Source organism: Nitrospina sp. 32_T5 (assembly GCF_052156635.1).
In the GTDB taxonomy this organism is placed as follows: domain Bacteria; phylum Nitrospinota; class Nitrospinia; order Nitrospinales; family Nitrospinaceae; genus Nitrospina.
In genome coordinates, this window is record NZ_JBQKUO010000003.1 from 552,654 (window position 1) to 574,773 (window position 22,120).

Consider the following 22,120-nt stretch of genomic DNA (forward strand, 5'->3'; position numbering starts at 1 on the left):
AAACGCACACAGGATGGAGGCTCATGAAATCCACCGGCACCGACAGTCCGCCCTACAAGCTGAAAAAACGCAAACTGGTCGCCGAGAACACCCGGTTCAATATTTATTTCGATCACGTCACCGGTGATGAAGACGTCGATGTGCCGGATTATCTCGTGGTCTCCCCGAAGCGGTTTGTCGCCGATGGATTCAGCGGCGTCGCCATCCTTCCGGTGGTGGAAGACAAAATCGCCCTGCTCAAGATTTACCGGCACGCCATCAAGAACTGGTCGTGGGAGATCCCCCGCGGGTTCATCGAGCCGGGCGAAGACCTGGTGGAATCGGTAGCGCGCGAGTTGTTTGAAGAAACCGGACTGCGCTGCGCCCACGAAAACATCCAACCGCTGGGATCGCTTCACCCCGACGCAGGCACGTTGTCGGCACGGATCCAGCTGTTCGCGGGAACGGAGTGCACCGTGGAGCAGGCTTACCGCGCCAACGAAATCGGCCACGCGCGCATGGAACTGTTCGACCGGGATGCGATCCAGTCGCACATCCACGGCAACGAAATCCAGGACCCGTCCACGCTGGTGGCCATTTTCCGTTTCCTGCACCTGGATGACCCCGCGAAAAGCGAATGAGCGGCGTGCAAGGTTTGCAACTCCGTAATCATCCCGATCTTATGCAGGAATCCAAAACCCGGCTTGCGCGCATCTCGGTCCTGATGCCGACGCGTCACCGCCTAGAACAGGCGGAGCGCTGCATTGCGAGTCTTGTCGAAACCGCGACTCATCCCGAAGCGCTTGAGATCGTGGTGTACGTCGATGACGACGATCCCGAAAGCCACGCGCTCGACCGCAAGGACATCGCCTTTCACAAAATCGTGGGCCCGCGCCTGAACCTCGGCGCTCTCAACACCGCTTGCCTGAGTAGCGCGACGGGCGACATCCTCGGCGCCGTCAACGACGACGTGGTGGTGCGGACGCAGGGCTGGGACGACCGCCTGCGCGCCATCCACGACCGGTTTCCCGACGGCATCTATCTCGCCTACCCCAACGACCTTTTCTTTGGCCCACGCATGGCGAGTTTCCCCTTCATGGCACGCGCCACCTGTGATGCGCTGGGCGATCCGTTTCCCGCCGAATACCCCGGCGACTTCCAGGATCACCACCTGCTCGACCTGTTCCAGCGTCTCAGGCACCACGGGCACGACCGCATCGTTTATATGGAAGATGTGGTGATGGAACACCTGCACGTGCGGTTCGGCAATGAAAAGGACGAGCCGGAGATGTACAACGGCCGGACAATGGGAGAAGGCGACCACGTGTTCCTCGCGCTGCATCCTCATCGCAAACGGCTGACGCGCCGTCTTCAGGCTGTGATCGAACAAAAACCCCTGCCCCCGGTTCCGGCAACGCCGCGCATCCGGCCCCTGCCTGAAAGCAACATCGTCACGGGATGCCGCCTCATGGTCACATTTCTTCTGGACGGCTCCCTGCCCTTTTGCTGGCGCTGGTTTTTGTTCACTTTCTTCGGAAAGTTGTACTGGATCAAAAAATACCGCTATCCCCAACCGCGCTGGCAGTACACCCTGCTGAAACGGCTGGTCGATTCCTGCCGCCCATCGCCGAAACCCAACGCCAGAACCCGTGAGCCATGAGTGGGCTGGATTCCGTTGCGGTCGTCATCGTCAATCACAACAGCGGCGATTACCTGCAGGCCTGCCTCGCAGGCGTGAAGGCCCAGACGCGGAAACCCGACCGCGTGATCGTGGTGGACAACGCCAGCACCGACGGCTCCACAGATGCGGCACGCGATGCGCTGCCGGAGGCGGAGTGGGTGACGTTGGACACCAACACCGGCTTCGCCGCCGCCAACAACCTTGCCGTGAAGCAGGCCCGTGACTGCCGCTGGGTGGCGCTGCTCAATCCCGACGCGGTGCCCGGTCCCGACTGGCTGGAGCGCCTGCTGGAGGCCGCATCCGCCCATTCCGAATTTTCGTTTTTCGGCAGCCATCTTTTGCAGTACGACGACCCGGAACGGCTGGACGGTACGGGCGACGTGTACCATGTGTGCGGGCTGGCGTGGCGGCGCGACCACGGCCGCCGCTCCCAACGGTGCCGCCGCCAGACGGAAGAAGTGTTCTCGCCCTGCGCCGCCGCGGCGCTGTATGATCGCGAAGCCTTTCTCAGTGCGGGCGGTTTCGACGAACGCTTCTTCGCCTACTTCGAGGACACCGACCTCGCCTTCCGCCTGCGGTTGAACGGGCACCGTTGCCTGTATGTCGCGGAGGCCCGGGCGCGCCACGCCGGATGGGGGTCGTCGGAGCCCGGAAGTGCGTTTTCCGTTTACCACGCGCACCGCAACCTGGTGTGGACCTTCGTGCAGAACATGCCCGCGCGGCTGTTCTACAAATACCTCGCAGCGCATCTCGCGCTCAACCTGTTTTCCCTTCTGTGGTTCACACTGAAAGGTAAACCGGGCATCATCCTGAAAGCCAAGTGGGACGCCGTGTGCGGGTTGGGTGACTCCCTGAAGAAACGCAGGATTATTCAAAAGCACATCGCAATCGATGAGGGAGCGCTGGAACGCGTCATGAACCGGGACTGGCTGGAACCGTTCCGCGTGTTTTTGCGGCGACGGCGTTGAATCCGTTTTAAACGGAACCGGCGGGGGGGTGGTTTTTGGTGAAGCGGTCGCGCACCAGTTGAGCGATGGCGGAATGGTAGCCGGTGGGCACGTTGCGTGAACGCCGGAGTGCATCGGCGACGGCCTTCTCGACGTCCATCCAACCCTCACTGCCTTTGACCAGGTTCTGGTAATACTCCACCAGTTTCTGCAACACGAAATCGTAATGGGGAGCCTCGCCTGTGACGGACCGTGCGGCTTCTTCGCAGTCGCCGTTGCTTTCCACCAGCCGCTGAAAGCAGATGCCCTTGAAGCGGCTGGCCACGGTGTTGCGGCTGACTTCCAACTGTTTGGCCGTGGCGTTGATCTCGAAACCATTGGCGCGCAGGGTCTCCAGAAACTCCAAGTCCCGGTCTTTCGCCGCAGAAGGACGCGGGCGGGACGGCGGGTCCATCGCTCCCATCTCCCCTTTCAGTTGCAGGTCTTTTTCCTGAATGACGGTGCCCTCAGCCAGGGTCACGCCGCGTTCGATCACGTTTTCAAACTCGCGCACGTTGCCCGGCCACGCGTGCGCCTTCAATACCTCCATCGCTTTTTTGGAGATGCCGTTGATGTTGCGTCCGTAGCGGTGCTTGTAGCGGTCCATGAAATGCCAGGCGAGGAGTTCGATGTCCTTCGGCCGTTCGCGCAGCGGTTGCAGGGTGAAGGGGATGGTGTTGAGGCGGTAATAAAGGTCACTGCGAAAGCGTCCCGCTTCCATCTCCTCCTTCAAATCCTTGTTGGTGGCGGAGACGATGCGCACGTCCACCTTGTACGAACGGCTACTGCCGACGGGCGTCACCTCCCTCTCCTGCAGAACGCGCAGGAGCTTGACCTGCAGATCCGGTTTGACCTCGCCGATCTCGTCGAGAAACAGCGTGCCGCCGTCCGCATCTCGGAAGCGCCCCGCCTTGTCCGACGTCGCCCCGGTGAATGCCCCCTTCACGTGACCGAACAGTTCGCTCTCCACCAGACCCTCCGGGCAGGCGGCGAGGTTGATGTCCACGAACCGTCCCGTGCGCCCGCTCAACCGGTGCAGGGCGCGGGCGAACAATTCCTTGCCCGTGCCCGATTCGCCCAGAAGCAGGACGCTGGAGGCGTTCGGCGCAACCTGTTTGAGTTCACGGAACGTCTGCACCACGGATTCCTCCAGTGTGACGATGCCGTGCTCGCGGCATTCCTGGAAGGAGGGTTCGGTGAGCCGGCCCAGCGCCGATCCCAGCCCCGTGTGCAGGCGCAGATCGCGGATACGGGCCTCCAACTGCACCTTCTCCTGTTGATACTGACGCTGAAGCGCATCCATCTCCTGCTCCCGCGCCGTGAGGTCGCGCGACAGGTTTTCAATCTCCGCCTCCACCTTCTTCTTTTCGCCGGAGAGCATCTCCGCCGTGTGCTTCATCATATCGGCGGTTTCTTTCTCCGACGACGCGTTGTAGAGCGACACCCACAGCGTGGTGACGGCGATGGCGGCAAGCGGCCCCACCACAGGCAGGACGAGGTTCGACTGAAACAGGAACGCCGCGGCAAAGGCGTAGCCCGCAAACAGGACCGCGACGAAAAACGCCTGCAATGTGTAATAGCGGATGGCCAGCACCTGCGCCGTCGCCAGGCTCAGAAACAAAACGAGGAGAACATGAAACGCAGGAGACGTTTCCCTGAGGAACGATTCGGTAAGCAGGGTGTTGATGATGTTGGCGTGCACGCCGACGCCGGGAAAATCTTTTTCCATCGGCACCGGCTTGGCGTCGTAGCCGGAAATCGTGTTGGCGACGAGCACCAGCTTGTCCTCCAGCGTGACCGACGGACCTTCCACCGACTCACCCGCCTCGGGCCGGTCCAGAACCGCCGACATGGAGGCGTGGAGAAACGTTTCACTCCAGCGTCCGGCGTAGTTGATGAGCATCTGCCCCTGTTCGTCCACCGGGATGGTGATGTCGCGCTTCACCGTACTTCCGGGAAACTGCACGTCCAGGAGCCGGATGGTATTTTTACCCGGCACCACGTTCTGCGGCGGTATTTTCAGGTATTGCAGAACACCCTGGAACGCCAGCGACGGCACCAGTTCCCTGTTGTAGTTCACGAGGAGGGGCACGCGGCGGATGATGCCGTCGGCGTCTCGATTGGTGGCGATGTGGCCGAGCCCGGCCACGTGCCTGGCGAGGGAAGCCAGCGGGAAGATGGCGCGGTTGGCGAGGAAGTAACGTTTCGCTTCCGGCGGCAGGTCGATCCCTTTCCACGGCAGGCCCGTACCGCTGTGGTCGGGCGCATACGGCGCGCGTTTTTCGAGGAGCCGTACCGCCACCGGGAACACCACAGTGCCCGCCGTGTCGATGGCCTGTTGCAGGGCGCGGTCTTCGAGCGGGTCGCCTTTCAGCGCGAACAGGACGTCGTAAACCACGGCGCGCGATTTCTGGTCGGCGAGGAGTTCGATGAGGTGGGCGTGGACCGTGCGCCTCCACGGCCATCGGCCGAAGGTCTGCGCGCTTTCGTCATCCGCTTCGATGAGCACGAGGTTGGGGTCGGTCGCCACCGCGCCCCGCCACTGGAAACGCAGATCGAGGGTTTTCCATTCCCACGACTGCACCAGGTTGGGCAGGGTCCACAGCACGATGCCGGTGAGCGCGGCTCCGATCGCCCCCAGCACAATCTCCCTGAGTCTCAGCATATGCGGTGTCCGGCGTCGGTCAGCGGCTCGGTTCGCGGCCGAAGGTGCCGATCATGTCGATCGGTTTTTCGGGGTCCTCTTTGATGGGAATCTTGCGGATGCCGCGGGTGTAGGAATCGTTGCGATTGAAGATGAACACTTCCGTGTGCGACTCCGCCCAGTTGCGGTCCGATTCGTTGGTGAAGGTGTCGGCGATGATGGAAATGTCGCGCGTGCCTTCCCGTGTGCCGCGCTTGAAGGTGTGGAACCCCTGTCCCAGGTTGAGGTCCACCGGCAGGCCCGGCCGCAGGGTGGCGATGGCCTTCACCCGTTCCAGCCCGGCGGGACCCTCTATGTTGAATTTGAAACCGTATTCCGGCGCGGGAATCTGGTACGTGCGTCCCGCGCGGATGAAATTGTCCTTGTGGAACGCGTTGGGGAAGATCACCGTCGCGTCGCCGCCGGAACCGATGTCGAACAACGTCAGGTAGCTGTCGCGTTCCGCCTTCACGAAGAAAACGATGGTGTCGCCGATCTCGTATTCCTTTTTATTGGTCCAGACCCGCACGCCGAACTCGGCGTTTTTCGGTTGCGCGTAGACCAGCTTGTCGAGCTCCTGCCGGTACTCCTCATCCGCGTCCTTGATGCCGGTGCCGCCGGACTGCGGAGAAGTTTCCAACACCTTCAAATCTTCCGGGCTGATCGCCCCGCGGTCCATCAGCACACTGCCCGAACCGAGGTAGGTGTTGGACTTGACGTCGATCAACTTGGCGATGATCTGCAACCCGCCGCGCTCCATGCGGTAGGACCCGTTCACGTAAAAATCGAGCTGGTTCTCCGTCGCCACCTTTTGCGGATCGATCTCCTCATCCCCGCCCATCGCGATTTCCTTGAGCGCCAGGCTGCCCGCCTGCGCCAGGATGGCCTTGAAATCCTCCACCAGGATTTCCGTGAACGGCGTCACCTTTTTGGTGCGCGTGTCCTCAAACTGGATGACGCCCACGGTGGGCGTGGTGTCCGGTTTCACGTTCTTGATGACCGTTTCCGCCAGCTGGACGAGGCCCTGCCGCCATGCGTGGGATTTGCCGGAGAACCCTTCGATCTTTTCGATGGTGTAATGGAACGTCGCCCCTTTGTGCTGCAGGGGAACAAGCAGGGTTTCCTTGAAACGCGGATTGACCCCCATCGCCAGCCGGTCGTAATCCAGCCGCACGGCGATGCGGTGCTGGTCGGCATCGTAATCATGAATCTTCACCACCGAGGCACGGGCCTGCCCTTCCTGGTTCGTGTTCACACTCTCGTTCAACGTGCCTTTGCCTTTTTCGAACGAGAAACGCACCGGCAGTCCCGAAAGCGGGGTGTTGCCGAAATCGGTTTGAATATACGCCTGCGCCACCAGGGCCTCGCCCGGCAGCTGGAACGACTTGATGGTCTGCTTGTCGCCGGAGACGGCATCCAGCCGCACGTTGCGGATGAGGCTCGTGGCGTGGTCGCGGAACGCACCCTGGCTGAGTTCCATCGCCGCATCGCCGGAAGGCGAGGTGCGGGAGATCACCGCCAGCGTGCTGCGCAGCGGCACCAGTTTCGGCGCGAGTTCGTAGCCCTCAAAATAATGGGACAGCGCTTTCATCAACTCGCCTTTGGCTTCCGCCTCCTTACCCTGGTCGAGATGCTTTTTGAGGATGGACTCCGTCTCCGCGATCCGCTGGTTCAGCTTGCCCGCCTCCAGGGCCCGGTCCATGACCACCAGCGCGTAATACTGGTTGCGGCACTTGTCGAAATAGCCGTCCTTGCGTTCGACCCCTTCCAGCGCCGCATCGACGACGGTTTTGACCGCCGACTCCGCGTAGGTGCCCTCGGTGCTGACGAAATCCTTCATCACGGACTGGATGTTGACCTTGATGTTCTTGGCGAGTTCGGCGGTGGCGGTGTCTTTCGCGCCGGACGGGCTTTCGGCGGAGATGCCGACGCCGATGAGGTATTTGGCGGAGGGGAAGTTGGGGTGGCCCTTGCCCAGCACCCAGCCCGGTTCCGGCGGGCAGGCGGTGCGTTGTTCCATCTGTTCCATTTTCCGCAGTTTCGCCAGGTCTTCGGGGCTGGTCCCCGGACCGCCACCCGGCGTTCCGGTGGTGGCGCACCCGGCCAGGCCGAAGAGAACGAGGAAACTGACTGTGGTTCCGAAATGGTGGCGCATGGGTGTCCCCTTCTCGAATGAGTCGTTGCCGGGAATAAAGCAAAAGCCGTGCCCGGTGCGCCTCCGGCCCTGCGGAGGGACAGGAAGGCGGTGTCGTTTTCCCAAATTTCGGCGGTACCCCGTTTCGCAAACCGCCTTTTATTTTTTTATTTCCTTCAACTCCGAGATCGGCGTTCCTCAGTTTAAACAGTTTGCCCTGCAAAAGGCATTTCTTTTTGCCCACTGCTTCTAATGGACCGGCGGAAGTGAGGTTCTTTTACAAAAAAAACAACGTGTTTCCCGAAAAAGTTGGAATGCGCCGCTGGAGACCCGGTCCCCGGTGTGGTGGCTCTGCATGAATCGTGCATGAATTCATGCACAGTCGGGCGTCCTCATGCCGGAATTTGCCGCGTTTCGGCAGACAACTTACTTTTGCCAAACCCACCCCCTTCCACTACACTAGAAAAATCAATCCTGGATGCCGCCAATCGAAGGGGGAGTTCCGTTTGGCACGCTTTTCGCTATATACACTGCATGGATCACCCGGCCTCCGGGCCCGGGGACGCAGTTGAAGAATCCATCGGTTTATCAGGTTTCCTTTAATTGACATTTCAATTTAATCCGAGGAGGGAGTATCGATGAAAACGATTTCACGATGGAACCTTGTTTTGATGGTGGTGCTGGCGGCGTTTTTGAGTGCGTGCAGCAGCACTCCGGAAAAACCCACCGGCGGTTTCGTGCCGATTCAGGATCTGGGCGCTCCGGACTGGGTGTTGAAGGGCCAGGGCGCTTTTGACGACCGCGCGTTCTATGGCGTCGGTTCCGCCGTGGGCATCCGCAACACCTCCCTGTTGCGCACCGCCTCGGAAAACCGGGCCCGTGCCGCTCTGGCAGACGTGTTCGAAACCTACGTCAAGAAGCTCTATAAAGACTATCAAGAATCCGCCACCACCGGCGACATGAGCGCCACGTCCGAGACGCAGTACGTCGAGCAGGCGCTCAAGAACATCACCAACATGTCGTTGCGCGGTTCGACCATCGTCGATCACTGGCAGAACCCGAACAACGGGGAGATGTTCTCGCTGGCGAAGATCGATCTGGAGCATTTCGAGAAGAACCTGTCGCAGTACAATGACCTGTCCAAGCAGATTCGCGACCAGATCAAGGATCAGGCGGAGAAATCCTTCGACGAGCTGGACGCTGAAATCGACAAAATGGAAGGACGTTGAATATCATGAGAATCTGGATCGCACTGACACTGGCAATCGCACTGCTGGCGGGGTCCGCCTCCGCCAGGGAGTTCGATCCCAAATGGGTGTACCAGAGCGTCTCGCCCCGGGTCGTGCTCATCACCGGGTTTGAACCGGGGCAGAAGTTCCAGGGCATGGGCACGGGGAGCATCATCCGCGAAGACGGGCTGGTGCTCACCAACGCCCATGTGGTGGTCAACGCTTCCGCCGGGCGGCCGTATTCCGAACTGCGGGTGTTTCTGAAACCCCAGCACCTCACCGGCAACCTGAAAAAGGACACGCAGCACCGGTTCAAGGCGCGTCTGTTGATTCACAACCGGGATCTGGACCTGGCGCTGTTGCAGATCGAATCCCCTTCCGGGTCCTATTCCCCGGTGGGATTCCTCAACGCCAACCAGATCGGCATCGGCGACCGCGTGCTGGCCATCGGGCATCCGGAGTCCGGGGGGTTGTGGACGTTGACCACGGGCACCATCAGTTCACACATGCAGGATTTCCAGAACATCCCGGGCAAGAACGTGTTTCAGACCGAAACCAGTCTCAACCGGGGCAATTCCGGCGGGCCGCTCCTCGATGCCAACGGCTTGATGGTGGGCATCAACTCCAACATCGCGCGCAAAAGCAAGGACGGTTTGGCCATCACGGACATCAACTTTTCCATCAAGTCCAACGTGGCGGTGGCCTGGTTGAATGAAAACGGCTACCACTTCGGTTTCACCGCACCGCAGGTGGCCAAGCTGGAGGTGGAGGAGCCGTACGAGCCGACGGGCATCGTGCCCATTCCGAAACCCAAGGCTCCGAAGGGCATGGCGGAACCGGAATCGAACGCCATCACCAATCCGGTGAAGGAAACGGTGCGGCCGAAGCCTGAGGGCGAGATGAAACCGAAGCCGAAACCACCGGTTCAGGAAACCGTACCGGAGCCCGGTCCTCAAAAGGAAGCCGAAATCCTGACCGAGAAGCGTCCGTACAAGATGGACGACCTCTTTGCGGCAACGGAAGAGGAAATGGAAGAAATGATGGACGACATCAAAAAGAAGTTGAAGGGCCGGAACAAGGGCCGGTTCAATTTCGATGACTTTTAAACGGGGCATCCGCTACCCCCGGCGGCAGTCGCCGGGGCGGAGGGAACCTTTCCAACTTCATTCCGGTTTGCATGGAAACGGGAGGCATTCATGAACAAATTGACCCTGATCCAACGCACATCGCGTTTCTGGCTGGCCTGCGGGGTACTCGCCGCCTGCCTGTTGTGGCTCGCTACGCCCGCGGTTGCAGGGTGTATTTCCGGCGATTGCAGCAACGGCTACGGTGAATTCCAGTACGACAACGGGGACCGCTACACCGGCCAGAACCTCAACAACCAGGCCCATGGTTACGGAAAGTATTTCTGGGCCAACGGCGACATTTACGAAGGGTACTGGGCGAACAACAAGAAAAACGGCTACGGCGTGTTCACCTGGATTTCGGGGGAACAGTACATCGGCAAGTGGCAGAACGACGAACGCAACGGCGCCGGGACCAACCTGTGGCCCACCGGGGAAAAATATACCGGCGAATGGATCGGCAACAAGCGCAATGGATACGGCACCAACATCTGGCCCAACCGCGAGATGTACGTCGGTCAATGGAAAGAAAACAGGCGGGACGGTCACGGCATTTACGTGTACCCGGACGGCAAAATCCTGAACGGCACCTGGCAACAGGACTCGCTGGTCAAATCGTACGATCAGGATTGATCCCGTATGGTGGACCGCCACTCTGTCAAAAGCAATTCAACGAATGCATTGGAGGCGCACATGTCTTCCCCTATAAACAGCGAAACCCGGACATCCCGCGCATGGCCTGCCCTGCTGGGGGTCATGACGGCCGGATTGTGGCTCGCCGCAGCCTCTCCCGTTTCGGCCAAATGCCTGAACGGGGAATGCAGTAACGGTTTTGGAACCTTCGAGTTCGATAACCAGGACCGGTACACGGGAGAAAACCGCAACAACAAAATGCACGGTTTCGGCAATTACGACTACAACGTCGGCGACCATTATGCCGGGGAATACAACAACGACAAGCGCAACGGCTATGGCATCTATTACTATTCCAACGGCGACCTGTACGTCGGCAACTGGAACCAGGGTAAGAAACACGGCATGGGCATGTTCCTCTGGAAACAGGGCGACCGGTATACCGGCAACTGGGTGATGGACAAGCGCGAAGGCCAGGGCGCCTACCTTTACGCCAGCGGCGATAAGTACGTCGGAGAATGGAAGCAGGACAAACGCCACGGCCAGGGAACCTATTTCTGGGCCAACGGGGACAAAGAAGTCGGCACATGGGAGAACGGCGAACGTAAAAACGTCAACATGGTGAAAGCCGGAGAAACCGGCTCCTCCAACTCCCGCCAGAAGGAGACCACACCCGAACCGCAGAACCAGAAGGACGTCAAGGCCGGGTGCCTGTCGGGTGACTGCTCCAACGGTTTCGGTACCTATGTCTACAACAACGGCGACAAGTATGTCGGCCAGAACCAGGGCAACCTCCCCAACGGGCAGGGCAAGTATTACTACGCCAACGGCGATGTGTACGATGGCCAGTGGATCCAGAACAAAAAACAGGGCAAGGGCACCTTCCTGTGGTCCAACGGCGAAAAGTACGTCGGCGATTACAAACAGGACCAGCGCGAAGGCTTCGGCAGTTATTATTACGTCAACGGCAACAAGTACATCGGCGAATGGAAAGACGGCCAGAAACACGGACAGGGCACCTTCACCTGGGTGGAAGGCGACAAGTACATCGGCGAGTGGATCAATGACAAACGCAACGGCCAGGGCACCTACCTCTATGCCAACGGGGACAAATACATCGGTGGCTGGAAAGAGGACAAGAAACACGGACAGGGAACGTACATTCACACCGACGGCACCCAGGAAACCGGAAACTGGAGCAATGGAGAACTGGCCGAACGCTTCTGACCTGACATAAGGAAACGCTATGAACCCGCAACGCTACTCATTCATTTCCACCCTGCCGGTTTCCCTGCGGGCGGTTTTACTTCTGGTCCTCCTCACCATGCTGGCGGCGGGATGCGCCACCGGCCGCACCATGACGGTCTGCCCGGACTGCACCTACACCGGCGACACACAGGATGGCCAGATGCACGGGCAGGGCTCGGCCCTTTACCACAACGGCGACAAGTACGAGGGCGCATTCGTCCAGGGCCAGCGCCACGGTCAGGGCACCTACGTCTGGGCCAACGGCGACAAGTATGTCGGCGAATGGGTGGACAACTCGCGGGAAGGCCAGGGCACGATGACCTTCCACACCGGTGACCGGTATGAAGGCGCGTGGAACAACGACACCATGCACGGTCAGGGCACCTTCACCTGGGCCAACGGCGACCAGTACGTCGGTTCCTATGTCAACGGCAAACGCCACGGCGAGGGCACGCTGACCTACGCCGATGGCCGCGTTGAAAAAGGCATGTGGAAGTTCAACAAACTGCCGTCTGAAGAAGAAACCCCGCCCCCCGTCACAGTGGAAGAAAACAGCCGCGACACGCAACCGCCCCACATCCGCATCACCTCACACGAGATGTTCCGCGGCATCGCCATCGTTCCCGTGGTGCCGTACATCCTCGTCACCGGCGTGGCGGAAGATCCCAGCGGCGTGTCGGAGGTGATGGTGAACGGCGAGACGGCGAAGGTGGACGGGTCCGGCCGTTTCTCCATCAAGATCCCGCTGGTCGAAGGGCGCAACGAGGTCACCGTTCTCGCCCGCGATGCATTCCAGAACCAGGCGCAGAAGATGTTCTGGCTGGAAGCGAAGGAAGACACGCGCAGCCTGCAGGATGAAATCCAGGCGGAGATCGCGCCGCAGTTCAAGACCGGCAAGTACCACGCGCTCATCATCGGCATCAACAACTACCGCCACCTGCCGCCACTGGAAACCGCGGTGAACGACGCCAAGGAAGTGGACCGCATCCTGAAACACGAGTACGGCTTTTCCACCACGCTTCTGTTGAACGCGGACCGAGCCGACATCATGAACGGCTTCAACGAAGTGCGCGAGCAGTTGACCTCGGACGACAACCTGCTCATCTACTACGCGGGGCACGGCGAGTTCGACAAGGCGGTCAACAAGGCATACTGGCTGCCCGTCGATGCGCAGCCCGACAACGACACCAACTGGATCATCGTGGACAACATCACCACCAACATCCGGCGCATGTCCACGCGCCATGTGCTGGTGGTGGCGGACAGTTGTTATTCCGGCACACTCACCCGCTCGTCCATCACCAAACTGACCACGGCGGATGAAAAACAGCGCTTCCTCAAGAAAATGATGGAACGCTCGTCGCGCACGCTGATGGCCTCCGGCGGCAACGAGCCGGTGGCGGATGGCGGGGGCGGCGGACACAGCATCTTCGCCAGTGTCTTCCTGCGCGCACTGCGAAGCACCGAGGAGAACACCTTCACCGCCGAACAACTGTTCCACTCCTACATCAAGGAAGCGGTGGCGGGGCAGGCCCAGCAGGTACCGGAATACAACATCATCAAAAACTCCGGCCATGCCGGGGGGGATTTCGTCTTCATCCGCAAACCGTGAGGAAACATCATGCGTCACCGTGTGGCCCGGCCCGAAACTTTTTTCCGGTGGGCCGCGCTGACTCTGTTGATCGGCATGACGGCCACCGCCTGCACCACGTATCCCAAATGCCTGGGTGAATGCGCCAACGGACGCGGCACGCTTTTGCTGGAGTCGGGCGACCACTACGTCGGCGAGTTCCAGGACGGGGCCTTCCACGGTTACGGCACCCTCAACCAGGCCACGGGCGAGCACTATACCGGCGAATGGCGCCATGGACTGCGCCACGGCCAGGGCACCCAGGTGTGGCCGAACGGCGATCGTTACACCGGCGGCTGGAAGCAGGACCGACGGCACGGGCCGGGCATTTTCAACAAAGCGGACGGTACGGGGCAAAGCGGCCGCTGGCAGGACGGCCGGCTGGTGGACCCGGATTCGGAACGCGTGGAATCGGGACGCCGGTTCTGAGCGCACCAAACTCGCTTGCCAACCGCCGCCGTCGGCCTTAACTTAGGAATACACGGCACACCGCGTTTTCGCGAAGGGGACAGTATGAACGGCATGAATAACAACCTCAGTCATTCCGGTAAAGGTGCGTTTCGGCGCGGATTCGCCGCGGCGGCGCTCGCCCTCTGCCTGGTGTGGCCCGCCCTTCCCGCCTTCGCCGACAACTGCCTCTCCGGCGACTGCCAGAACGGGTTCGGCACCCTGGTCCGCGACAACGGCAACAAGTACGTTGGCGAATTCAAAAACGGCAAGTTCCACGGCCACGGCACCTACTCCTTCAACGAGGAAAAGTGGAAGGGCGACCAGTACACGGGCGAATTCAAGAACGGACAGTACCACGGACTCGGCACCTACTCCTGGGCCAACGGCGACAAGTACACCGGCGACTTCAAAAGCGACGCTCCCAACGGGCATGGCACCTACACCTGGGGAAGAGAACCCTGGCTGGGAGACAAGTACGTTGGCGGCTTCGTCAACTGGAAGAAGGAAGGCTTCGGCACCTACTACTGGAAGGAAGGCGACAAATACGTCGGCGAATTTTCAGGCGATGCCTCCAACGGGGAAGGGACCTATTATTACGCCAACGGGGATGTGTACAAGGGCGAGTTCAAGGACTGGAAAAAGGACGGCCAGGGCGAGTTCACCTGGAAACGCAAGCCCTGGACCGGCGACCGTTATGCGGGTTCCTTCCAGGCCGACGAGCTGAGCGGACAGGGCACCAAGTTTTATTCCAGCGGCGACAAATATGAGGGTTCCTGGGAAAACTGGAAACGCCACGGATTCGGCACCTACACCTGGAAGAACGGCAACCGCTACATCGGCAACTGGGTTCACGGAAAAAAGGATGGCCACGGAACGCAGTACTACGCCAGCGGCGACCAGTACGACGGCGAATTCAAGGAAGACCAGTTCCACGGCCAGGGCGTTTACATCTGGGGGCGCGACCCGTGGAAAGGCGACCAGTACAACGGCGAGTTTATAGAAGGCAAGTTGAACGGATTCGGCACCAAGGTGTACGCCAGTGGGGACAAGTACACGGGTGAATGGAAAGACTGGAAAAAACACGGCTACGGCACTTATACCTGGAAAAACGGCGACACCTACACCGGCGAATGGGTGGACAGCAAAATGCACGGCCAGGGGACCTTTTCCTACGCCAACGGCAGTCGTGACGTGGGTACCTGGGAAAACGACAAGCCGTTGAAAGTCATTCACTACGATCCGGGTGAAAAGAAACAGGACAAGCAGCCGCCGATCGTCGTGCAGAAACCGCAGACGGTGAAGCCGATGGACAATTCGCCGCCGGTCATCACCGTCACGTCGCACGAGGTGTCCCGCGGCATCGTGCCCGTACCCACTTCCCCGACCACCCACGTGACAGGGATCGCGCAGGATGAAAGCGGCATCGCCGAGGTCCTGGTCAACGGCCAGCCGGCCCAGGTCCAGTCCAGCGGCGAGTTCGCCGCCACCATCCCGATCAACCCGGGCAAAAGCGAGATCGTCATCCTCGCCCGTGACATCCACCAGAACACCACGCAGAAATCGTTCTGGCTGGAAAGCCGCACGACCACCGAGGAGCAGACCGTCATCGCCAAAAAGCCGGACGTCAAGAAAAGCTTCATGGAAGAGATGGGCAGGCTGGACTCCGGCGACTACCACGCCATCATCATCGGCATCAACGACTACAAACACTTGCCCAAACTGGAAACCGCGGTCAACGACGCGAAAGAGGTGGAGCGGGTCCTCCGCCAGAAATACGGATTCAAGACGAATTTGCTGATCGACGTGTCGCGCACACAGATCATGCGCGCCTTCAACAACGCCCGCAAGATGATGGGGCCGAACGACAACATTCTTATCTATTATGCCGGGCACGGCGAATTCGACAAGACCGTCAACAAGGCCTACTGGCTTCCCGCCGACGCGGAACGCGACAGCGACGCCAACTGGCTGATCGTGGACAACATCACCACCAACATCCGCCGCTTCGCCTCGCGCCACGTTCTGGTGGTGGCGGACAGTTGTTATTCGGGGACGCTCACGCGCTCGGCCATCACCAACCTGTCCACTCCGGACCAGCACAAGCGCTTTCTTGAAAAAATGCACAAGCGGTCATCGCGCACGCTGATGGCCTCCGGCGGCAACGAGCCGGTGGCGGACGGCGGAGGCGGCGGGCACTCGGTGTTCGCGCGCGCCTTCATCGACGCGCTGCACATGGTGGAGGAGGAAATCTTCACGGCCGAACAGTTGTTCTACAAGTACATCAAGGAGCCGGTGGCGGGACGCGCCGAGCAGGTGCCGGAATACAACATCATCAAGAATTCCGGCCATGCGGGCGGCGATTTCGTCTTCGTCAAAAAGCAGTGATTCAATTCGGCACAGGACGCGCCGTTCGGGGACAGGTCAGGGTTTGTTTTGAAAAGGGGACGGCGTGACCGTGCGGGTGCACTCTTCCTGGATGAAGTCCACCAGCCGCTGCCGGTAGAGACCCGGTTCCATGCGCGCGCCATCCGCCACCAGCGCATCCACTTTGTCGGCGAACCCCTCGCCGGGCGCCAGGCCGGAACACAAACGCTTGATCTTCTTATGCAGGGTGTCGATCACCTCTTCGCCGTCGTCCACCAGTTCTTCGGACAGCTTTTCTCCGGGACGCACGCCGGTGATCCTGATTTCCATGTTCTCGCCCGGCGTGTAACCCAGTAGACGGATCATCTTTTCCGCCAGATCCATCAGTTTTACCGGACGGCCCATCTCCAGCATCAGGATCTCGCCGCCACGGCCGATGGTTCCCGCCTGCAGAATCAGCTGCACCGCCTCCGGAATCAGCATGAAAAACCGCTCCATGTCCGGATGCGTCACCGTCACCGGGCCGCCGCGCTCGATTTGCTTCTGGAATAGAGGCACCACACTGCCGTTGCTCCCCAGCACATTACCGAATCGCACGGTCATGAAATCGGTTTGCGACCTCTGCGCCTTGTATTGAATGTACCGCTCGGCGATCTTCTTGGTCATCCCCATCACACTGGTCGGCCGCACCACCTTGTCGGTGGACACGAGGATGAATTTTTCCACTCCATAGCGTTCGGACAAATCCGCGGTGATGCGCGTGCCCTGCACGTTGTTGAGCACTGCCTCGTCCGCATTCTCCTCCATCAGGGGAACGTGCTTGTGCGCGGCCGCGTGAAACACCAGCTGAGGACGGAACCGCTGAAAAAGGGCTTCCAGTTTTTTCTCCTGCGTGACCGACAAAAAGAAATACTTCCGTTCGGCGTTGGTCTTCTCCCCGTTCAACTCCATGTTCAGGTCGTACAGGTAGTTCTCGCACTTGTCGATCATGATGAGCATCGCCGGATCGTATTCCAGCAGCTGGCGGCACAGCTCAGAGCCGATGGACCCGCCCGCGCCGGTCACCATGATTTTCTTGCCCCCGACCATGTTCTGGATCATCGACAGGTCCAGGTACACCGGTTCGCGGCCGAGGAGGTCGGTGATTTCAATGTTGCGGATTTTCGAGATGTGCGGCTGATGGGTAACCAGATCGAAAAAGGAGGAAACGGTTTTGTATTTCACATTGGCGTCGCGGCACACCTTCACCACCGCTTCCATGCGCTCCGCGTCCATGCTGGTGACGGCCACCAGCACCTCCTGGATGCCCAGCGACTCTTTCAACTCGGGCAGGTCCTTGTGCCCGCCCAGCACCTTGACGCCCATGACCTGGTGATGGAGTTTCTTGGGATCGTCGTCGAGGAATCCCCGCACGGAGTAGTGCGGCGAGAAACGGCGCAGGTGTTTGAGCAGGTAGGCGCCCGTGTAGCCCGCACCCAGGATGAGGATCGGCACCCGGCCCTTGCCGCGGATGCCGGCTTCCTGGTTTTCGCGGTCGGTGAGCAGTTTCCAGCCCAGACGCGAAGAGCCGAGCATGAGGACCACGAGGATGAGGTCCATGAACAGCACCGACCGGGAAACGAGGTGCGCGCGGTTATACAGGAACATGAAGACCAGAACCAGCGCCGTGCCCATCGCCGCCGCCTTCAGGATCTGCTGAAGGTCTTCCCAGCTCGCGTACTCCCAGAATCGCGAATAAAAACGGCAAAGGGCGAAGGAAAACGCGCGGCACAACAGGACAATGGGAGCGAGGTCCAGAAAGACCTCCATCTGTTCCCTGGGGAGAGAGCCTTCGAAACGCAACAGAAACGCCAGGTACAGAGCCATCAGGCAGACCGTCAGGTCGAAACCCAGCAGGATGACCTTCCGGAATTTTTTCTTAAAAGCGCGCATGACTGGTGTTCCTTCGTGCGACCCGGTTTTGGATGCCGGCACTTGTAAAAATTGGTAGGGCTCCTCTTCGCCGACTGCTCAGGGGCACAATCTGGAATATCGAGTTTACCATAAACAGTTGTTTTTCATTATGAAAATCCCTTATAGAAAGTGGTGAGGCCAAACTTTCCCCGTCTTTGCGTAATGTGATACAATTCCTTGGTTTTATTGAATTTATTAAATTTGGAGCACGGCAGTCCGGTTTGTTACTGCCGCCATGCCGCCCAACCGGCGGAAATTCAAAATTTTTTTAATTCGAGGGAGCGTGCATGCTCACCCTGATGCTCATCACCAATCACCCGGACCTGGCGAAAAACGCCGTCGCCGCCGGCGTGAACCGCATTTTCGTCGATCTGGAGGTGATCGGCAAAAAGGAGCGGCAGGGGCATCTGGACACGTGGATCAGCGGCCACAACATGGACGACGCCCGCCGCGTGCGCGAAGCCATCCCGGACGCGGAACTGCTCATCCGACTCAACCCGCCGCACGACCGGATCGGTGACGAAATCGAGCAGGCGCTGGCCATCGGCCCCGAGTTGCTGATGCTCCCCATGTTCCGCACCGCGGACGAACTGGCGCGTTTTTCCGAGCAGGTCAACGGTCGTGCCGGGGTGGTGCCGCTGGTGGAAACGCCGGAGGCGGCGGACGCGCTGGAGTCGATCGTCCGGGTACCGGGACTCAAGGAGGTGTACATCGGCCTCAACGACCTGCACCTCGGCCTCAAGCAGAATTTCATCTTCCAGCCTCTGGCCGACGGCATGGTCGATGCGCTGGCCAAGACCGTGCTCAACGCCGGACTGCCCTTCGGCTTCGGCGGCATCGCGCGCATCGGGGAGGGTCAACTGCCGGGCGAGATGGTTCTGGGGGAACACCTTCGGCTGGGATCGTCGTCGGTCATCCTGTCGCGCACCTTCCAGCGCGGCCTCGTGGAGGAGGACGGCCGCGTGGACCACACCAAGTTGAAATACGAAATCGAAAAGCTGCGGGAACACGAGGAATACATGCAGGCACGCACGCCGGAACAAATTGAGCTGGACCGTTCCAAGGTCGTGGAGATCGTCAAACTTCTCAGCAAAGTGCGGTAGGCCCTGACTTTATGCCCACCCGACCAAAATGAGGTCTGCTATAATGGCGCGTCCGTTCCCATCCGCCCGGCCGCGGTATCCGCAACATTCCGGAAACGTCCGGTTGCCTATTCAGCTTTAATATGATCGACACACCCAAATCCTTCACGCCGCACCGACCCGAAGACCGCAGGGCGATGCTGAATTTCATCGGCGTGGATTCTATCGACGACCTGCTCACCGGCATCCCGAAAGACCTCCGGCTGCAACGCACCCTCAACCTGCCCGACCCGCTTCCCGACTGGGAACTGGAAAAGCACCTGCGCGATCTCGCCGGTCGCAATGCCACTGTTCACACGCACCTCAATTTCATCGGCGGCGGCATGTACGATCATCACATCCCGGCGGTGGTCGATGTCTTGGCCGGCCGCGGCGAATTCCTCACCGCCTACACGCCGTATCAGCCGGAGATGAGCCAGGGCCTGCTGCAGATCCTTGCCGAATACCAGGAACAAATGGCGAAGGTGATGGGCCTGCCCATCGTCAACTGCTCATCGTACGACGGGGGCACGGCGCTGTTCGAACTGGGCTGGATGGGCTGTCTCGCCTCCGACCGCGGTGAAGCGGGGGTGCTGTATGCGGATTCCATCTGGCCGCAGTGGCAGGACATCATAAAAAGCCACCTCGCGCCGCGTCGCGTCGCCCTCGATAGGGTGAAACACGAGGCGCAAAGCGGACGGCTCGATTTGAAATCGCTGGAAGACAAACTGAAATCCGAACGCCCCGCCGTGTTCCTGTTCCAGACACCCAACCGCTTCGGCGTGCTGGAAGACATCCCCGCCATCGTGAACCTGTGCCGGGAGCACGGGGTGCGGGTCGGCATGTCGTTCAACCCGTTTCTGAGCGGGCTGTTCCCCACGCCGGGATCGTTCGGTGTCGACTTCGCCAGCTGCGAGGGGCAACCGCTGGGCATCCCGCTGTCGGCGGGCGGTCCCAGCCTGGGCATCCTCGGTTGCAAAAAGGAGTACCGCAAGTTCATGCCCGGGCGGCTGGTGGGCAGGGTGGCGGACATCTACGGCAACCCGGCTTACGCCCTGGTGTACGAAGACCGCGAGCAGCACGTGGCCCGCGAAAAAGCGACCAGCAACATCTGCTCCAACCAGGCGTGGTGCGCGCTCCGTGCCGTGATCTACCTCAGCCTGCTGGGCGAAAGCGGTTACGGCCGCCTGGCAAAAATCATCGCGCACAAGACCGATTACCTGATCAAACAGCTGACCGCCCTTCCCGGTATCGAACGCGCCCACACCGGGCCGGTGTTCAACGAGTTCGCTTTAAAACTTCCCAAACCGGCGGACACAGTGCTGGACGCCCTGCGCGAAGAAAAGATTTTCGGGGGACTCGCCATCGACGACACACCGCACGGCGAATTGTTATTGGTCGCCGTCACGGAAACCAAATCCCGGCAGGATATGGATCGCCTCGCCCAAGCCCTGAAGAAGGTGTGCTCATGATTCCTCATCTGACTGCAAAGAGCCGGCCGGGAATCGGCGGCAGTTGGGTGCACGACCTCGAGTTCGAACAGGAGGACACCGCCTGCCTGTTTCCCGGCATGCCCCTGCGCGACGAACCTCTCGGCCTGCCGGAAGTCTCGGAGATTGAGATCGTACGTCACTTCATGGAACTGAGCGCACACAGCCACGGCGTGGACAACGGTCCCTACCCGCTCGGTTCCTGTACCATGAAGTACAACCCCAAACGCAACGACGCCATGGCCAACCTGGACGGCTTCCGGGGCGTCCACCCCCTGCAACCGGTGGACACCATGCAGGGCATCCTGGAACTGCTGTACAACCTGCAGGGGTTCATCGCGGAGTTGATGGGCGCGGACGCGGTCACACTGCAACCGTCGGCGGGCGCGCAAGGGGAGTTGACGGGCCTGCTCATCATCAGAAAGTATTTCGAGAAGAAAGGCGAGGACCGCCGCGTCATCCTGATCGCCGATTCGGCGCACGGCACCAATCCGTCGTCGGCCGTCATGGCGGGATTCGATTGCGAGATCATCCCGACCAACGACGCGGGCATCATGGACCTGGACGTGGTCCGCGAGAAAATGAACGAACAGGTCGCGGGCATCATGCTGACCAACCCGTCCACGCTCGGCCTGTTCGAGGAGAACATCGCCACCATCGCCGAGATCGTTCACGCCAAGGGCGGGCTGCTGTATTACGACGGGGCGAATCTCAACGCGCTGATGGGCATCGCGCGGCCGGGGGACATGGGATTCGACGTCATGCACCTCAACACGCACAAGACGCTGTCCACGCCGCACGGTGGCGGCGGACCGGGTGCGGGACCCTGCGCAGTGAAGGCGTTTCTCGAGGAGCACCTGCCGGTACCGCGCATCGCAAAGTGTGATGACGGCACGTACGTGTTCGAAAGCGACCGGCCGCATTCCATCGGCCGTCTGAAATCCTTTTACGGTCACGTGGCGGTGATGATCCGCTGCTACTCTTACATCCTGTTCAACGGACCGGAAGGGCTGAAACAGGTATCCGAGGACGCAGTGCTGAACGCCAATTACTTTCAGCAGAAACTGCGCGACATTTTTCCTCCGATTTATCCGAAACCCTGCATGCACGAATGCCTGCTGTCGGGAAAAAACCTGCCGACCACGCCGTACAACTTCGCCAAGCGGCTCATCGACTACGGCGTGCATCCGCCGACGCTGTTCGGCGCGGGGTGCGTGTATTTCCCGAAGGACCTCGATCACGCCATGCTGATCGAACCGACGGAAACGGAAACCAAGGCCAGCCTCGACCAGGTGATCAACGTGTTCCGCAAGGTGTATCACGAATCGTTCGCCGACGCGGAGTATGTCAACACCGCGCCGCATTCCGGGCGCACGCGCAAGATACCGGAAGGCTCGCAGGCTTTGGACGACTGA

Annotated in this window: 16 protein-coding genes; 13 read left to right on the forward strand and 3 right to left on the reverse strand. The window is 60.2% G+C overall.

Translation table 11 applies throughout. The annotated features are described in order from the left end of the window. The first annotated feature begins 23 nt into the window (after positions 1–23). From ACTRW9_RS10830 to ACTRW9_RS10840, 3 genes are read left to right on the forward strand one after another with little or no spacing between them, the layout of a single operon-like run. Positions 24–620: an NUDIX hydrolase gene (locus tag ACTRW9_RS10830; protein WP_442429353.1), complete on the forward strand. Its 597-nt coding sequence runs from the start codon at positions 24–26 to the stop codon at positions 618–620. Positions 621–661: 41 nt separating this feature from the next. Further along, a complete protein-coding gene (locus ACTRW9_RS10835; RefSeq protein ID WP_442429354.1) occupies positions 662–1,639 on the forward strand; it encodes a glycosyltransferase family 2 protein in 978 nt (325 codons plus the stop codon). Next, positions 1,636–2,628 (forward strand): glycosyltransferase family 2 protein, encoded by a 993-nt coding sequence (locus ACTRW9_RS10840; RefSeq protein WP_442429355.1) that lies wholly within the window; start codon positions 1,636–1,638, stop codon positions 2,626–2,628. Before ACTRW9_RS10835 ends, ACTRW9_RS10840 begins: the two co-directional genes overlap by 4 nt. 7 nt (positions 2,629–2,635) lie before the next feature. On the opposite strand, the gene ACTRW9_RS10845 is transcribed toward ACTRW9_RS10840, so the two are convergent. Both ACTRW9_RS10845 and ACTRW9_RS10850 read right to left on the reverse strand, forming a co-directional pair. Continuing rightward, entirely contained in the window at positions 2,636–5,311 is a 2,676-nt protein-coding gene (locus ACTRW9_RS10845; protein WP_442429356.1) for a sigma 54-interacting transcriptional regulator, read from the reverse strand. Positions 5,312–5,330: 19 nt separating this feature from the next. Further along, positions 5,331–7,484, reverse strand: a complete 2,154-nt coding sequence (locus tag ACTRW9_RS10850; RefSeq protein WP_442426249.1) for a DUF4384 domain-containing protein — start codon at positions 7,482–7,484, stop codon at positions 5,331–5,333. A gap of 617 nt (positions 7,485–8,101) precedes the next feature. Here ACTRW9_RS10850 and ACTRW9_RS10855 point away from each other — a divergent pair. The 7 genes from ACTRW9_RS10855 (at position 8,102) to ACTRW9_RS10885 (ending at position 16,162) form a co-directional block, all read left to right on the forward strand. Beyond that, on the forward strand, positions 8,102–8,692 hold the full coding sequence (locus tag ACTRW9_RS10855; RefSeq protein ID WP_442426250.1) for an LPP20 family lipoprotein: 591 nt from the start codon (positions 8,102–8,104) through the stop codon (positions 8,690–8,692). 5 nt (positions 8,693–8,697) lie between these two features. Then, on the forward strand, positions 8,698–9,798 hold the full coding sequence (locus ACTRW9_RS10860; RefSeq protein ID WP_442429357.1) for a trypsin-like peptidase domain-containing protein: 1,101 nt from the start codon (positions 8,698–8,700) through the stop codon (positions 9,796–9,798). A 90-nt stretch (positions 9,799–9,888) separates the two neighbouring features. Beyond that, positions 9,889–10,449, forward strand: coding sequence for an MORN repeat-containing protein (locus tag ACTRW9_RS10865; protein WP_442426252.1), 561 nt, complete (start codon positions 9,889–9,891; stop codon positions 10,447–10,449). Between the two features lie 60 nt (positions 10,450–10,509). Next, a complete protein-coding gene (locus ACTRW9_RS10870; RefSeq protein WP_442429358.1) occupies positions 10,510–11,676 on the forward strand; it encodes an MORN repeat-containing protein in 1,167 nt (388 codons plus the stop codon). 19 nt (positions 11,677–11,695) lie between these two features. Beyond that, positions 11,696–13,309 (forward strand): caspase family protein, encoded by a 1,614-nt coding sequence (locus tag ACTRW9_RS10875; protein WP_442429359.1) that lies wholly within the window; start codon positions 11,696–11,698, stop codon positions 13,307–13,309. Between the two features lie 9 nt (positions 13,310–13,318). Next, positions 13,319–13,756, forward strand: coding sequence for an MORN repeat-containing protein (locus ACTRW9_RS10880; protein ID WP_442426255.1), 438 nt, complete (start codon positions 13,319–13,321; stop codon positions 13,754–13,756). An 84-nt stretch (positions 13,757–13,840) separates the two neighbouring features. Beyond that, positions 13,841–16,162: a caspase family protein gene (locus ACTRW9_RS10885; protein ID WP_442429360.1), complete on the forward strand. Its 2,322-nt coding sequence runs from the start codon at positions 13,841–13,843 to the stop codon at positions 16,160–16,162. Positions 16,163–16,198: 36 nt separating this feature from the next. Here ACTRW9_RS10885 and ACTRW9_RS10890 read toward each other — a convergent pair whose 3' ends face one another. Further along, positions 16,199–18,073: a polysaccharide biosynthesis protein gene (locus ACTRW9_RS10890; protein WP_442429361.1), complete on the reverse strand. Its 1,875-nt coding sequence runs from the start codon at positions 18,071–18,073 to the stop codon at positions 16,199–16,201. A gap of 308 nt (positions 18,074–18,381) precedes the next feature. On the opposite strand from ACTRW9_RS10890, the gene ACTRW9_RS10895 reads away from it, so the two are divergent. The 3 genes from ACTRW9_RS10895 to gcvPB all read left to right on the forward strand — a co-directional run bounded on the left by ACTRW9_RS10895 (position 18,382) and on the right by gcvPB (position 22,120). Further along, positions 18,382–19,197, forward strand: coding sequence for an aldolase/citrate lyase family protein (locus ACTRW9_RS10895; protein ID WP_442426258.1), 816 nt, complete (start codon positions 18,382–18,384; stop codon positions 19,195–19,197). Positions 19,198–19,319: 122 nt separating this feature from the next. After that, a complete protein-coding gene (gcvPA, locus tag ACTRW9_RS10900; protein ID WP_442429362.1) occupies positions 19,320–20,687 on the forward strand; it encodes an aminomethyl-transferring glycine dehydrogenase subunit GcvPA in 1,368 nt (455 codons plus the stop codon). Then, positions 20,684–22,120, forward strand: a complete 1,437-nt coding sequence (gene gcvPB, locus ACTRW9_RS10905; protein WP_442429363.1) for an aminomethyl-transferring glycine dehydrogenase subunit GcvPB — start codon at positions 20,684–20,686, stop codon at positions 22,118–22,120. Before gcvPA ends, gcvPB begins: the two co-directional genes overlap by 4 nt.